The organism is Nocardioides sp. GCM10027114, assembly GCF_042659625.1.
Classification (GTDB): domain Bacteria; phylum Actinomycetota; class Actinomycetes; order Propionibacteriales; family Nocardioidaceae; genus Nocardioides.
The window spans coordinates 109,112-122,536 of sequence record NZ_JBHSSS010000029.1 but is presented as its reverse complement, the minus strand read 5'-3'; the positions used below and the strand labels follow the sequence as shown (position 1 = coordinate 122,536).

Here is a 13,425-nt window from a genome sequence, read left to right as displayed (position 1 = left end):
CCACGTGGGGACGCCCGCCGACACCCCTCGCGAAGCCGTGCGAGCCGGCACCCCGCACTCCTAGGCTGCCGGCCATGTCGCTCGCACCAGTCCCCCTCCGCGTGGGCCCGGCCCGGTCCCTGCACCTGGTCACCGCCGTCGTCGCCGTGGCCGCCCTCCTGCTGCAGCTCGTGCTCAGCGCCAGCGGCGCCGCCACGCTGGTGGAGGTGGACCCGCCGGGGTTCTGGACCCGGATGGGGAGGCTGGTCTCCTACTTCACGATCCAGAGCAACCTGCTGGTCGCGGTCGCCGCGGTCACCCTCGCGCGGGACCCCACCCGTGACGGCGACGGCTGGCGGGTCCTCCGCCTCGCCGGCCTGGTCGGCATCACCGTCACCGGACTGGTGCACTTCGTGCTGCTGCGGCCGCTGCTGGACCTCGAGGGCGCCTCGCTGGTGGCCGACAAGCTGCTGCACCTCGCCGTGCCCTTGCTGGCCATCGCCGGGTGGCTGCTCGCCGGGCCGCGTCCGCGCTTCTCGGCCCGGACCGCGGCGCTGGCGCTGCTGTGGCCGGTGGGCTGGCTGGCGTGGACGCTGGCGGTCGGGGCGCTGACCGGGTGGTACCCCTACCCGTTCCTCGACCCGGCCGAGGGCGGCGCCGCCGCGGTGGCGGTGACCTGCGTCGTGATCACGGGCCTGTTCGTGGCGCTGCTGGCCGGCGCGGTCTCCCTGGACCGCCGGATGGCGCCGGCTCCGGCCGGCGAGCCCGCGGACGAGCCGGCGGTCAGTCGTCCGCCAGCTCGGCGAGCAGCTCCCTGACCCGCTCGAGGCCGGTCCGCACCTCCGCGAACGACGTCGACAGCGGCGACAGCCCCACCCGGAGGCCGCCGGGGTCCCGGTAGTCCGGGATCACGTCGCGGGTCCACAGCGCGGCCACGACCTCGCGCATGGCGGGGTGGTGGAGCGTGACGTGACCGCCGCGGCGCGCCGGGTCACGGGGCGAGGCGACCGTGACGCCGAGGTCGGCGAGCAGCTCGTCGGCCAGCTCCACGGCGTACGACGTCAGGGCCACGGACTTCTCGCGCACGGCCGGCATGCCGACCTCCTCGAGGCAGGCCAGCATGTCTCCCATCGGCAGCATCCCGACGATGGGCGGGGTGCCGCTGAGGAACCGCCGGACGCCGTGGGTGGGGGTGTAGACGGGCCCCATCAGGAACGGGTCGCGGGCCCCCATCCAGCCCTGGATCGGCTGGGTCAGCGAGTCGAGGTGGCGCTCGGCGACGTACAGGAAGGCGGGCGCGCCGGGGCCGCCGTTGAGGTACTTGTAGCCGCAGCCGACGGCGAGGTCGACCTGCCACTCGTCCAGCGCGAGCGGCACGGAGCCCACCGAGTGGGAGAGGTCCCACAGCATGAGGGCGCCGGCGTCGTGGGCGATGCGCGTGAGCTCGGCGCCGTCTGCCAGCCACGCAGATCGGTACGCCACGTGGCTGAGGACCACGACCGCCGTGCGCTCGCCGACGGCCGCCGCGAGCAGCTCCGCCGTGACGCCCGCCTCCGGGTCGACGTCGACCCACCGGACCTGAAGGCCACGCTCGGCGGCGATGCCCTCGACGACGTACCGGTCGGTCGGGAAGTTGTCGCGGTCGATGACGATCTCGTCGCGGCCCGGGCGGGCGGCCACCGCGGCCCGCACCAGCTTGTAGAGCAGCACGGTCGTGGAGTCGCCGATCGAGACCTGGCCCGGCGCGGCCCCGAGGCACACCCGGCCGAGCCGGTCGCCCATCGTCAGCGGAAGGTCGAACCAGCGCTCGTCCCAGCCGCGGATCAGCCGCTCGCCCCACTCCCCGGTGGTGAAGTCGGCCAGCGTCCGCTCGGTCTGCAGCAGCGGCCGGCCGAGCGAGTTGCCGTCGAAGTAGACGAGCGGGGTCTCCGCGCCCACGAACCGCTTGCGCAGGTGGGCCAGCGGGTCCGCCCGGTCGAGGGCTGCGGGATCCAGGTCAGCGGGGTCGGTCGGGGCCACGGGACGTTTCTATCCCACCTGTGGGCGCGCCGCTCCCCCGGTCGCCCGGTCGGCTCGAGGGCGCCGTCAGCCGCAGATCGCCCCGTGGGCGGCGCTCTGCACCACCTTGGCGTACTTGCCGAGCACGCCGCGGGTGTACTTGGGCTCGTTCGGCGTCCACCCCTCGCGACGCGCGGCCAGCTCCTCGTCGTCCACGTCGACGTCGAGCGTGCGGCCGGCGACGTCGAGCCGGATCCGGTCACCGTCGCGCACGAAGGCGATGGGGCCGGCGTCGACCGCCTCGGGGGCGACGTGCCCGACGCAGAGGCCGGTGGTGCCGCCGGAGAAACGGCCGTCGGTCAGCAGCAGCACGTCCTTGCCCAGCCCGGCGCCCTTGATGGCGCCGGTGATGGCGAGCATCTCGCGCATGCCGGGGCCGCCCTTGGGGCCCTCGTAGCGGATGACGACCACGTCGCCGGCGACGATGCGGCCGGCCTCGAGCGCGTCCATCGCGGCGCGCTCGCCGTCGAAGACCCGGGCGGTGCCCTCGAACACGGACTCGTCGAAGCCTGCGGACTTCACGACCGCGCCCTCCGGGGCGAGCGTGCCCTTGAGGATCGTCAGGCCGCCGGTCGCGTGGATCGGCTCGGAGAGCCGGCGGATGACCTCCCCGTCGACCGAGGCGGGGTTGAGCGCCTCGAGGTTCTCGGCCATGGTCCGGCCGGTGACCGTGAGGCAGTCGCCGTGCATGAGGTCGGCGTCGAGGAGCGCCTTCATGACGACGGGGATGCCGCCGATCTTGTCGACGTCGTTCATGACGAACCGGCCGAACGGCTTGAGGTCACCGAGGTGCGGGACCCGGTCGCCGACGCGGTTGAAGTCGTCGAGGGTGAGGTCGACCTCGGCCTCACGGGCGATCGCGAGCAGGTGGAGGACGGCGTTCGTCGAGCCGCCCAGCGCCATCACGACGGCGATGGCGTTCTCGAACGCCTCCTTCGTCATGATCTGGCGGGCGGTGATGCCCTGGCGCAGCATGCCCACGACCGCCTCGCCCGACCGGTGCGCGAAGCCGTCGCGACGGCGGTCCACGGCAGGCGGCGCGGCCGAGCCCGGCAGGGACATGCCGAGCGCCTCGGCGACGGAGGCCATCGTGTTGGCGGTGTACATGCCGCCGCACGCGCCCTCGCCCGGGCAGATCGCCCGCTCGATCTTGTCGACCTCCTCGCGCGTCATCTTCCCGGCCATGCAGGCGCCGACGGCCTCGAAGGCGTCGATGATCGTCACCTCGCGGCCGTCGACCTGGCCGGGCATGATCGAGCCGGCGTAGAGGAAGACCGAGGCGAGGTCGAGCCGGGCAGCGGCCATCAGCATGCCGGGCAGCGACTTGTCGCAGCCGGCGAGCAGCACCGAGCCGTCGAGCCGCTCGGCCATCATCACGGTCTCGACCGAGTCGGCGATCACCTCGCGGGAGACCAGCGAGAAGTGCATGCCCTCGTGACCCATCGAGATGCCGTCGGAGACCGAGATGGTGCCGAACTCGAGCGGGTAGCCCCCGGCGGCGTGCACGCCGTTCTTGACGGCCTTCGCCAGCCGGTCGAGGGACAGGTTGCAGGGGGTGATCTCGTTCCAGCTCGAGGCCACGCCGATCTGCGGCTTCGCGAAGTCCTCGTCACCCATCCCGACCGCGCGCAGCATGCCGCGGGCGGCGGCCCGCTCGAGGCCGTCGGTGACGTCGCGGGAGCGGGGCTTGATGTCCGGCTGAGTGGGAGAGGTCTGCTGCTCGTCGGCCATGCGAGGAGCCTACTGACCGCGGCCGGCCGGCTGCCGTGGGTCCGCGGCTGCTGAGACTCCGCGACCGCGGGCCGTCGGCACCGATAGTTCGTGACGTCCGGGTCACAGATCCGGGCTCCGGGCGACCCGAACGTCACGAACTATCCGGCAAACCCGAGAAGGTCAGGCGTTCTCGGCGACGGCCTTGAGGCGGGCGAGGCCCTTGTCGAAGTCCTTGGCGAGCATCTTCTCCATGGGCAGGAGCCGCGCGATGACACCGGCGAGGCCGGTCTGCTCGCCGCGCATCCGCCAGGTGACCTCGGTGCCGCCGGCGGTCGGGGCGAGCTCGAACGCCACGTCGCTGGTGGCCTTCCACGGCTTGAGGAAGGCGAGGTCGATCTCGACCCGCTCGGGCGTCGAGGCGATGACCTCCATGGCGCCCTCGCCGGCCTTGCGGTTGCCCTTCCACGCGTAGCGGGCGCCGACGCCGCGATCGGGGCCGGCGTACGTGCGGTGGACGTCGGGGTCGATGTCCTCCCACGGCGACCAGCGGGTCCAGGCATGGAAGTCGTCGACCAGGGCCTGCACCTCGGCCGGCGGTGCGGCGATCGTGGTGGAGCGGGCAACCTCGTAGGAGCTCATGCGCCGATCCTCGCAGCGCGGACGACCAGGACGTCGGGAAGGTCCTCGATGAGCGCGCGCCACGTGTCGCCCTCGTCGGCGGACCCCCAGACCGACCCGTTGCGGGCGCCGAAGTAGACCCCGGCGAGGTCGTGGTCGTCGACGCAGAGGGCGTCCCGCATCACGCCGACGTAGAAGGTGTCCGGCAGGCCCTTGGCCAGCTCCTCCCAGGACTCCCCCGCGTCACGGGACCGCCAGACCCGCGCCCGCGCGTCCGGCGGGTAGCGGCGGTCGCCGCCGCCGATCGGGAAGACGTACAGGGTGTCGGGCTGGTGGGGGTGGACCGCGAGCCCGAACCCGAAGTCGGAGGGCAGGCCGTCGGCGATGTACTGCCAGGAGGCGCCGTGGTCGTCGGAGCGGTAGACGCCGCCGTGATTCTGCAGGAAGAGCCGGTCGGGTCGCGACGGGTGCCGGGCGACCTTGTGGACGCACTGGCCGAACTCGGGGTACTGCTGCCCCTCGGGCAGGAACTCCGCGCGGATCCCCTGGTTGCGCGGCTCCCACGAGGCACCGCCATCGTTGGTCTGGTAGACGCCGCCGGTCGAGATGGCGGCGGTGACCGAGGCGGGGTCGGTCGGGTGCGGCAGGACCGTGTGGAACGCCTGCCCGCCGTAGCCCTCGCTCCACTCCGGGCGGTGCGGGTGGTCCCACAGGCTGCGCTCGAGGGCGAACGTCTCGCCGGCGTCGGTGGACCGCCAGACCGCGCCGGGCTCGGTCCCGGCCCAGACGACTCCGGGCTCGGCGCCGGCGGCGAGCTGCCAGACCCGGGACACCGTCGCGTCCGTGCCCTCCGGGAAGCGGACCGCGCCGCCCGGGGTCTCATGCCAGGTCGCGCCGAGGTCGTCGGAGCGCCACACCTGCGGCCCCAGCCAGCTCGAGGACGCGCCCGCCAGCAGCCGGACCCGCTCGCCGCGGGTGTCGACGAGGCAGGAGTAGACCTCCTCCATGTCGAAGTGGGGGCCGGTCCAGTGCCAGTCCTCGCGGGCGTCGTCGGACGAGCCGAGCCACATCCCCTTGCGCGTCCCCGCCATCACGATCGTGCCCATCGCTCTCCCGTCCTCGTCTCGCGTCGCTCGTCGCTCGTGCCGCAATCCCGGGCGCAGCCCCCTTGACGGCATCCTCACACCGTCCACCGACGGTGACCAGATCCGTCGGGGCCATCCCGGCCCCCGGGGTCGGTCCACCTAGATTGACCCGGTGCGCGCGCGAATCTCACCGGTCTGGCTGGTGCTGGGCGGCATCCTCTCGGTGCAGTTCGGCGCCGGCGTCGCCAAGACGCTGTTCGACGAGATCACCCCGACGGCCATGGTCTGGCTACGGCTGGTCACCAGCGCCGTCGTGCTCGCCGCGATCGCGCGGCCCGTGCTGCGCGGCCGGACCAGGGCGGACTGGATGGTCGCCCTCGGCTTCGGCCTGAGCCTCGGCACCATGAACTGGGCGATCTACCAGTCGTTCGCCCGGATCCCGCTGGGGCTCGCGGTCACCATCGAGTTCATCGGCCCACTCGCGGTCGCGACCCTCGGCTCCCGGCGGCCCCGCGACCTCGCCTGGGTCGGGCTCGCCGGGCTCGGGGTGCTGCTGCTGGGCTTCGAGCGTGCGGACCTCGACCTGCTGGGTGTCCTGTTCGCGGTGGTCGCCGGCGCCGCCTGGGCGGCGTACATCCTGCTCAGCGCACAGACCGGGCGGCGCTGGCCGGGCCTCGACGGTCTCGCCGTCGCCAGCGTGGTGGCGACCGTCCTGCTCACGCCCGCCGCGTTCGCCACCGCCGGTACGACGTTCCTCGACCCGCGGCTGCTGCTGCTCGGCGCCGCGGTCGGGCTGCTGAGCTCCGTCATCCCCTACAGCCTCGAGATCACGGCGCTGCGCCGGATCCGGCCGGCCGTCTTCGGGATCCTCATGAGCCTCGAGCCGGCGGCCGCCGCGCTGGCCGGCATCATCGTGCTCCAGGAGCTGCTCTCGCCCACGCAGTGGCTGGCGATGGCGTGCGTCGTGGTCGCCAGCGTCGGCGCCACCCGGTCCAGTCGGGTGATCACCGAGCCCGCTCCCGACTGACCGACGACCAGCGGGCGGGCGATCCGGATCGAAGTCTTTGCCCGGCAGGCCCTTGACAGGAAGTGACCCAGTTCACACGATCGTCACGTGCATTTGACCAAGGTGTCGCAGTCGGCTCCTAGCGTCGTGCCCGTGCTCCTTCCGTTCCTCGACCTCCGGGTGGTCCGACGCTGGGCCGAGTCCTCGCAGCAGGGCTCGCGTCGCAACGCGATGATCGCCTCGAGCGCCCTTACGCAGCGGCGCCGGGAGCACCAGGAAGTGGAGGAGCTGTTCGCCGCCCGCTACGGGGGCCAGTCGCGCGCACCGAGGACTGCGCGTGCCGGCTCCCGTGGCGCAGCGGCGGGGGTGGTTCGCGGCTGAAGGCCGACGAGTCGCTCGTCGTGGGTCCCCGTGCCGGGCCGCGGTGGGCTCCACCACACCTGTCCCACCCACCACGGCCGCTCGGGCACAATTCGGGCATGCCTGCCCCCCGGCCCACCCCCGACATCCCCGGGCCCGAGGCCCCCGAGACCGACGGGGCCGTGACGTTCCACGACGTGCTGTCCGACGACGGCACCCGGCTGCGCGCCTGGACCAACGACCCCGACGGCCTGCTGGACGGCCCCACCGTCGTGCTCTGCAACGGGCTCGGCACCAACCCGTGGACCTGGCCGTCGCTGCTCGCGCCCGACTGCGAGGTCCGGGTCGTGTCGTGGAACCACCGCGGCACCGGCGGCTCCGACCGCCCGACCGACCCGAGGCGGGTCGGCATCGAGGAGTTCGTCGAGGACGCGCTGTCCGTCATGGACCACTTCGGCATCGACCGGGCCGTCCTGCTCGGCTGGTCGATGGGCGTCAACACGATGTTCGAGCTCGCGGTCCGCCACCCGGAGCGGGTCCGGGGCCTCTTCGCGGTCGCCGGGGTGCCCGGCGACACGTTCTCCACCATGCTGGGCCCGCTCCGGCTGCCGCGGATCGCTGCGCGCGCCCTCACTGTCAACGCCGCCCGCGCCCTCAAGCTGGGCGGCCGGGTCATCTCGCCGGTCACCACCCGCCTCCCGGTGGGCCGGCACGCCATCACGCTGCTCAGCCACACCGGCTTCATGCTGCCGGTCACCGACCCCGACCTCACGGCACGTGCCGTGCGGGAGTTCCTGGCCACCCCGGTCGAGTGGTACTTCCACCTCGCCCTGCGCACCAGCGAGCACGCCCGGGTGTCGCTGCGCGACATCGACGTCCCGGTGATGCTGGTCGCGGGGACCTGGGACCTGCTCGCAGGCCCGCGCCACATGGCCACCGCCGCGGCGCGGCTCGCCGACGCGACGTACGTCGAGCTGTGCGGCAGCCACTTCCTGCAGATGGAGCGCTCGCACGAGGTCCACGACCTGCTGCGCGAGTTCCTCGACCGTGTCCACGCCGAGCAGGACGAGCCGGAGGACGAGCAGGACGGATGGGACGGCGGGAACGACGCCGGTCCGGTCGGGGAAGCCCTGGACGGGGCCTGAGGTGCGGGTGCCCGCCTCGCGCCCCGGTCGCTGGTCGGCCGGGCTGCTGGTCGGCGCGCTCCTGCTCGGAGGCTGCTCCGACACCGCCCCGGAGCCGTCGACGACGGTGACCGCGACCCCGTCGTCGCCCACTCCCACCGGCGACCCCGCGAGCGGAAGCCCCTCGGGCAGCCCGACCGACGACGCGACCGAGAAGCCGGCCGGCCCGCCTCGCGTCGTACGGGTCGTGGCCGACGGGCTGGCCGTGCCGTGGGGCCTCGACTTCCTGCCCGACGGCCGGGCCGTCGTCACCGAGCGCGACCGCCGCCGCGTCCTGATCGTGTCCGGGGACGGGGACGTCACCGTGGCCGGCACCGTCGGCCAGGCCGCCCCCCAGGGCGAGGCCGGGCTGCTCGGCGTCGCGGTCTCCCCCGACTTCGAGGAGGACCGCACCGTCTTCCTCTACGTGACGACGCCGGAGGACAACCGGATCCTCCGCGGCCGGCTCCGCGACGACCGGCTGGGGTCGCTCGAGGTCGTGCTCGCCGGCATCCCCAACGGCTTCATCCACGACGGCGGCCGCCTCGAGTTCGGCCCCGACGGTTATCTCTACGCCAGCACCGGCGAGATCGGCCAGCCCGAGCTCGCCCAGGACCTCGACTCGCTCGGCGGCAAGATCCTGCGGATCACCCCCGACGGCGAACCCGCCCCCGGCAACCCCGACCCCGACTCCCCCGTCTGGTCGTGGGGCCACCGCAACGTGCAGGGCCTCGCGTTCGACGACCGCGACCGACTCTGGGCCTCGGAGTTCGGCTCCAACATCTTCGACGAGCTGAACCTGGTCGAGGGCGGAGCCAACTACGGCTGGCCGATGACTGAGGGCCCGGGCCAGGGCGGGGACCTCACCGACCCACAGGTGGTGTGGGAGGTCTCCGAGGCCTCCCCGTCGGGGCTCGCCCACCTCGACGGCCACCTGTGGCTGGCGGCGCTGCGCGGCCAGCGGCTGTGGCGCATCGACGTGTCGGGCGGCAAGGCCTCGGACCCCACCGACTTCTTCGTCGGCGAGTACGGCCGGCTCCGCACGGTCGTGGCCGCCCCGGACGGCACGCTGTGGCTCACCACGTCCAACCGCGACGGCCGCGGCAACCCCGCTCCCAGCGACGACCGGATCCTGGTGGTCGACCCGGGCTAGCGGTCAGCCCGGGAGGACCACCAGGGCCACCAGGTAGCCGACCAGCGCGAGCTCGACGCAGGCACCCAGCACGTCCCCGGTGACACCCCCGAGACGGCTCCGCGCCCGTAGCAGCAGCAACGTGGTGGCCACGCCGGCCACAGCCACACCCGCAAGGCCGTGACCGCCGTCGACCGCGAACGCGCAGACGGCCACCACCGACAGCGCCACCACCGTGACAGGTGCGGGCACGGTCCCCGCGACCGCGCTGCCCAGTCCGTCGTCCCGCGCAGCGGGGATGCCGTGGGTGCAGGCGGCTGTGACGGCGACCCGGCTGGCCACCACGGCCACGACGACGCTCCCCGCTGCCGCGACGGTCTCGCCTCGGGAGACGACGTCGGCCAGCGCCGCCACCTGGGCCAGCACCACGAGGAGCAGGGTCACGGCACCCACCGGCCCGACGTCCCCGGCCCGCATCACCTGCAGCCGCCGGTCCCGGTCACCGGGCACGGCCAGCCCGTCGGCGCTGTCGGCGAGGCCGTCGAGGTGGAGCCCCCCGGAGCCGAGGGCCAGCACCGCCACCACCGCCACGGCCACGAGCAGGGGCGGCGCCTGGACGAGGTCTCCCAACCACACCACGAGCCCGGCGCCGGCCGCCACCGGCACGACCGCCAGCGGGGCCAACGCCATCGCGATCCCGCCGACCCGCCGGTCGACGCGAGCCGGTGGCCGCACCGGCATCACCGTGAGCGTGCCGACCGCGAGCCGCGCACCGGCGGCGACGGCGTTCACTCGGCCATCGCCGCCGCCCCGGTCACCGAGTCGAGTGTTGCCATCCCCGCCAGCAGCGTCGCGGCGGTCCGCAGCAGCGGCAGCGCCGCCAGTGCCCCGCTCGCCTCGCCGAGCCGGAGATCGAGGTCGAGCAACGGAGCCAGCCCCAGCGACTCGAGGGCGAGGCGGTGCGCAGGCTCGGTCGAGCGGTGCCCGGCGCACCACCATGCCCGCGCACCCGGAAGCATCCGGTCTGCCAGCACCGCGCAGGCACCGGAGATCACGCCGTCGAGCAGCACCGGCGTGCCTCGCTCGGCGGCGCGGACCAGGAACCCGACCCCCGCCGCCAGGTCGGCGCTCCCGATCGTGCGCAGCAGTGCCGCCGGGTCCTCGCGGTACGGGCGGCCGCGCTCGATGGCAGCGGCCACCACGTCGCGCTTGCCACGCCAGGTGGCGTCGTCGACGCCGGTGCCGCGGCCGACCACCTGGGCGGGTTCGAGCCCCAGCGCGGTGCCGACCAGCGCCGCCGCCACCGTGGTGTTGCCGATCCCCATGTCGCCGGGCACCAGCAGGTCGGCACCGGCGTCGATCTCCTCGTCGGCCACCGTGCGACCGGCGTGCAGCGCCTCCTCCACCTGGTCCGAAGTGAGGGCGTCCTCGCGGTGGATGGCTCCGGAACCGCGGCGCACCTTGTGGCGGCGAACCGCCTCGGGGGTGCCCGTGAGGTCGTCGTCGACGGCGACGTCGAGAACCTGCACCCGCGCGCCGTGCGCCCGGGCGAGCACGTTCACCGCGGCGCCACCGCGCAGGAACTCACGGACCATCAGCCCGGTCACCTGGCGCGGATAGGCGGACACGACCCGGTCGGCACTGACGCCGTGGTCACCGGCGAAGACGACGACCGCCACCTCGGCCGGCGGGCGCGGCGAGGCCGTCCCCTGCACCCCGGCCAGCCAGACCATCGCGTCCTCGAGCCGGCCCAGGGCACCGAGTGGCTTGGCCAGCCCGTCCACCCTGGCCCGCGCGGCCTCCGCCGCGTCGCCGTCGATCCTCGCTGCGCTCGTCATGCCCGTTCCCCTTCAAGTCGGAGGACCCGCCCGGCAACCACCAGGCGTACGTCGTCGCTCAGGTCGGCGACCTGCTGGTTGAGCCGACCCAGGGCGTCGCGGAACAACACACCGGAGCGGGTGCCCGGCACCACGCCGAACCCCACCTCGTTGCTGACCGCGACCACGGGGACCGTCGTCGACTGCCACGCGTCCAGCAGACGGCTCACCTCGGTCTCGACGCCGCCCTGCCAGTGCGTGTCTCCGTCCACCGACTGCCACGCACCTGCGGTGTCCATGACCGCGGCGAGCCACGTGGCGAGGCAGTCCACGAGCACCGGGCAGCGGGCAGACGCCAGCGCGGCGGCCACGCCGGTCGTCTCGAGGGTGGTCCAGCCGTCGGGGCGGTCGCTCTGGTGCCGGGCAACCCGGTTGGCCCAGTCGGAGTCGGCGTCGTCGGGGACCGGTCCCGGCGCGACGTACAGCACCTCGGGCTCGCCGGCCAGGAGTCGCTGCGCGTGGCGGGACTTGCCGGACCGGGCCCCGCCCAGCACCAGGGTGCGCGCCGCCGGTGCGCCGCTCATCGCTCCCCCCGCAGCGGCAGCACCGCCGGGCCGGCGGCCCGCTGGAGGACCTCGACGCGTGCGCCGTACACCTCCGCCAGCGCCACCGGTCGCAGCACCTCGTGCGGACTCGCGTCGGCGACGACCCGGCCCTGGTGCAGCAGCACCACCCGCTGGCCGTACTGGCCGGCCAGCGTGAGGTCGTGCATGGCGGCGACGACCGTCAGCTCGTCCTGAAGCCGCATCTGGTTGACCAGGTCGAGCACGCTCTGCTGGTGGCCGATGTCCAGCGCGCTGGTGGGCTCGTCCAGCAGCAGCACCCGCGGCTCCTGGGCGAGGGCGCGACCCAGCACGACCCGTTGCAGCTCGCCGCCGGACAGTCCGAGCGCCGGCCGGTCGGCGAGGTCGCCGAGCTCGAGCCGCTCGAGCGTCCGCTCGACGGCGACACGGTCGGCCGCGCGCTCGGTGCCGAAGCGGCCCCGGTGCGGCGTGCGGCCGAGCGCGACCAGCTCCCGCACCGTGGTGCCCTCGGGCACCACGGGTCGTTGCGGCATCAGGGCGACCACCCGGGCCACCTGGCGGCGCGGGGCGACGCCCGGGTCGATGCCCCCGACGCTCAGCTCCCCGGTTGCAGGGATCAGGCCCGCGACGGCGTGCAGGAGCGACGTCTTGCCCGCGCCGTTCGGTCCGACCACCGCGACCCAGTCACCCGACCCGACCACGAGGTCGACGTCGCGCACCACCCGGTTGGCACCGCGCACCACCGACACTCCGCGGCACTCCAGCGCGGGCGAGCCACCGGCGCCGGGCAGGCTGGAGGTGGTCAGCGGGGTGCTCACAGCGCCCCCCGGTGTCGTCGCAGCACGACCAGGAAGAACGGCGCCCCCACCATGGCGGTGACCACGCCGATCGGTACCTCGGCCGGCGCCAGCGCGGTGCGGGCGACCACGTCTGCGAGGACCAGGAACGCCGCACCCAGCAGCAGCGCGAGCGGCAGCAGGGTGTGGTGCGCGGCGCCGAAGAGCAGCCTCACGGCATGCGGCACCACGATGCCCACGAAGCCGATCAGCCCGCTCACGCTGACCACCGCGGCGGTGCCCAGCGTGGCGGTGACCACCAGCAGCAGCCGGACGCGGGCCGGGTCGACGCCGAGGCTCGCCGCCTCGACGTCGCCCACCGCCATCACGTCGAGCACCCGACGGTGGAGCAGGATCACGGTGCAGGTGAGCACGACGTACGGCAGTGCGATCACGACGTCGGACCAGCCGTCGGTGCTGAGCCGGCCGAGCATCCACGAGTAGACCGAGAGCAGCGAGTCGTCGTACTGCTGCTGGACGAAGTTCTGGATCGCGTTGAAGAAGGACCCCACCGCGACACCGGCCAGCACGATCACCACGGCGCCCCGTCCGCCACCCACCGTGCTGCCGAGCATGTACGTCGCCGCGACGCCGAGCAGCCCCCCGGCGAACGCCAGCAGCGGGATGCCGACCGGTCCGACGCCGCCCCCGGCGACGATCCCGATGGTCGCGCCAAGCGCGGCGCCGCTGGAGACACCCAGCAGGTACGGGTCGGCGAGCGGGTTGCGGAAGACGCCTTGGTACGCCGTCCCGGCCGCGGCGAGCATGGCGCCGACCAGCACGCCGAGCACCACCCGCGGCAGCCGGATCTCCCAGAAGATGGCCTGCTGGGTCAGCGTCATCCCGGAGTCGACCTCCACACCGGGCACGGCGTCGAGCAGCTCGAGGAGCACGCCGGACGCGCTGAGGCCCGCCGGGCCCACGAGGCATGCGACCAGGGCAGCCGCCAGGCAGGCGAGCACGCCGAGGCCGATCTTGGCGCGCCGCAGGCGCGGCCGGGCGGCGGAGCGGCCCGCGGCGCGCTCGCGCCCGGTCGCGCGCTGCGCGCCTCCGGCGAGGTCGACGGTCATGGTC

General features: G+C 74.2%; 14 protein-coding genes. 5 read left to right on the top strand and 9 right to left on the bottom strand.

Features of this window, described 5'->3' with window-relative positions; genetic code table 11:
• Nucleotides 1-74: 74 nt before the first annotated feature.
• Nucleotides 75-797 (top strand): Pr6Pr family membrane protein, encoded by a 723-nt coding sequence (locus ACFP2E_RS17365; protein WP_378524400.1) that lies wholly within the window; start codon nt 75-77, stop codon nt 795-797.
• On the opposite strand, the gene ACFP2E_RS17360 is transcribed toward ACFP2E_RS17365, so the two are convergent.
• The 4 genes from ACFP2E_RS17360 to ACFP2E_RS17345 form a co-directional block, all read right to left on the bottom strand.
• Entirely contained in the window at nt 763-1,998 is a 1,236-nt protein-coding gene (locus tag ACFP2E_RS17360; protein WP_378524401.1) for a kynureninase, read from the bottom strand. The two genes, ACFP2E_RS17365 and ACFP2E_RS17360, sit on opposite strands and share 35 nt — an antisense overlap.
• Nucleotides 1,999-2,064: 66 nt before the next feature.
• Nucleotides 2,065-3,768 carry a dihydroxy-acid dehydratase gene (ilvD, locus tag ACFP2E_RS17355; protein WP_378524402.1) on the bottom strand — a complete coding sequence of 568 codons (1,704 nt, stop codon included), beginning with the start codon at nt 3,766-3,768 and terminating at the stop codon, nt 2,065-2,067.
• Nucleotides 3,769-3,930: 162 nt separating this feature from the next.
• A complete protein-coding gene (locus ACFP2E_RS17350) occupies nt 3,931-4,389 on the bottom strand; it encodes an SRPBCC family protein (RefSeq protein ID WP_378524403.1) in 459 nt (152 codons plus the stop codon).
• On the bottom strand, nt 4,386-5,474 hold the full coding sequence (locus ACFP2E_RS17345) for a WD40/YVTN/BNR-like repeat-containing protein (RefSeq protein ID WP_378524404.1): 1,089 nt from the start codon (nt 5,472-5,474) through the stop codon (nt 4,386-4,388). Before ACFP2E_RS17345 ends, ACFP2E_RS17350 begins: the two co-directional genes overlap by 4 nt.
• 151 nt (nt 5,475-5,625) lie before the next feature.
• Here ACFP2E_RS17345 and ACFP2E_RS17340 point away from each other — a divergent pair, with 151 nt between their 5' ends.
• The 4 genes from ACFP2E_RS17340 (at nt 5,626) to ACFP2E_RS17325 (ending at nt 9,135) form a co-directional block, all read left to right on the top strand.
• Nucleotides 5,626-6,480, top strand: a complete 855-nt coding sequence (locus ACFP2E_RS17340; RefSeq protein WP_378524405.1) for a DMT family transporter — start codon at nt 5,626-5,628, stop codon at nt 6,478-6,480.
• A 132-nt stretch (nt 6,481-6,612) separates the two neighbouring features.
• Complete coding sequence (locus ACFP2E_RS17335; protein ID WP_378524406.1) at nt 6,613-6,840, top strand: hypothetical protein; 228 nt, start codon at nt 6,613-6,615, stop codon at nt 6,838-6,840.
• A 98-nt stretch (nt 6,841-6,938) separates the two neighbouring features.
• Nucleotides 6,939-7,964, top strand: a complete 1,026-nt coding sequence (locus ACFP2E_RS17330; protein ID WP_378524407.1) for an alpha/beta fold hydrolase — start codon at nt 6,939-6,941, stop codon at nt 7,962-7,964.
• A gap of 7 nt (nt 7,965-7,971) precedes the next feature.
• On the top strand, nt 7,972-9,135 hold the full coding sequence (locus ACFP2E_RS17325) for a PQQ-dependent sugar dehydrogenase (RefSeq protein WP_378524408.1): 1,164 nt from the start codon (nt 7,972-7,974) through the stop codon (nt 9,133-9,135).
• Nucleotides 9,136-9,138: 3 nt separating this feature from the next.
• On the opposite strand, the gene ACFP2E_RS17320 is transcribed toward ACFP2E_RS17325, so the two are convergent.
• The 5 genes from ACFP2E_RS17320 to ACFP2E_RS17300 are packed head-to-tail and all read right to left on the bottom strand — an operon-like array spanning nt 9,139 to nt 13,421.
• Nucleotides 9,139-9,906, bottom strand: coding sequence for an adenosylcobinamide-GDP ribazoletransferase (locus tag ACFP2E_RS17320; RefSeq protein ID WP_378524409.1), 768 nt, complete (start codon nt 9,904-9,906; stop codon nt 9,139-9,141).
• Nucleotides 9,903-10,952 carry a nicotinate-nucleotide--dimethylbenzimidazole phosphoribosyltransferase gene (cobT, locus tag ACFP2E_RS17315; RefSeq protein WP_378524410.1) on the bottom strand — a complete coding sequence of 350 codons (1,050 nt, stop codon included), beginning with the start codon at nt 10,950-10,952 and terminating at the stop codon, nt 9,903-9,905. Before cobT ends, ACFP2E_RS17320 begins: the two co-directional genes overlap by 4 nt.
• Nucleotides 10,949-11,515: a bifunctional adenosylcobinamide kinase/adenosylcobinamide-phosphate guanylyltransferase gene (locus tag ACFP2E_RS17310; protein WP_378524411.1), complete on the bottom strand. Its 567-nt coding sequence runs from the start codon at nt 11,513-11,515 to the stop codon at nt 10,949-10,951. Before ACFP2E_RS17310 ends, cobT begins: the two co-directional genes overlap by 4 nt.
• Nucleotides 11,512-12,333, bottom strand: coding sequence for an ABC transporter ATP-binding protein (locus ACFP2E_RS17305; RefSeq protein ID WP_378524412.1), 822 nt, complete (start codon nt 12,331-12,333; stop codon nt 11,512-11,514). Before ACFP2E_RS17305 ends, ACFP2E_RS17310 begins: the two co-directional genes overlap by 4 nt.
• Nucleotides 12,330-13,421, bottom strand: coding sequence for a FecCD family ABC transporter permease (locus ACFP2E_RS17300; protein WP_378524413.1), 1,092 nt, complete (start codon nt 13,419-13,421; stop codon nt 12,330-12,332). Before ACFP2E_RS17300 ends, ACFP2E_RS17305 begins: the two co-directional genes overlap by 4 nt.
• Nucleotides 13,422-13,425 lie beyond the last annotated feature (4 nt).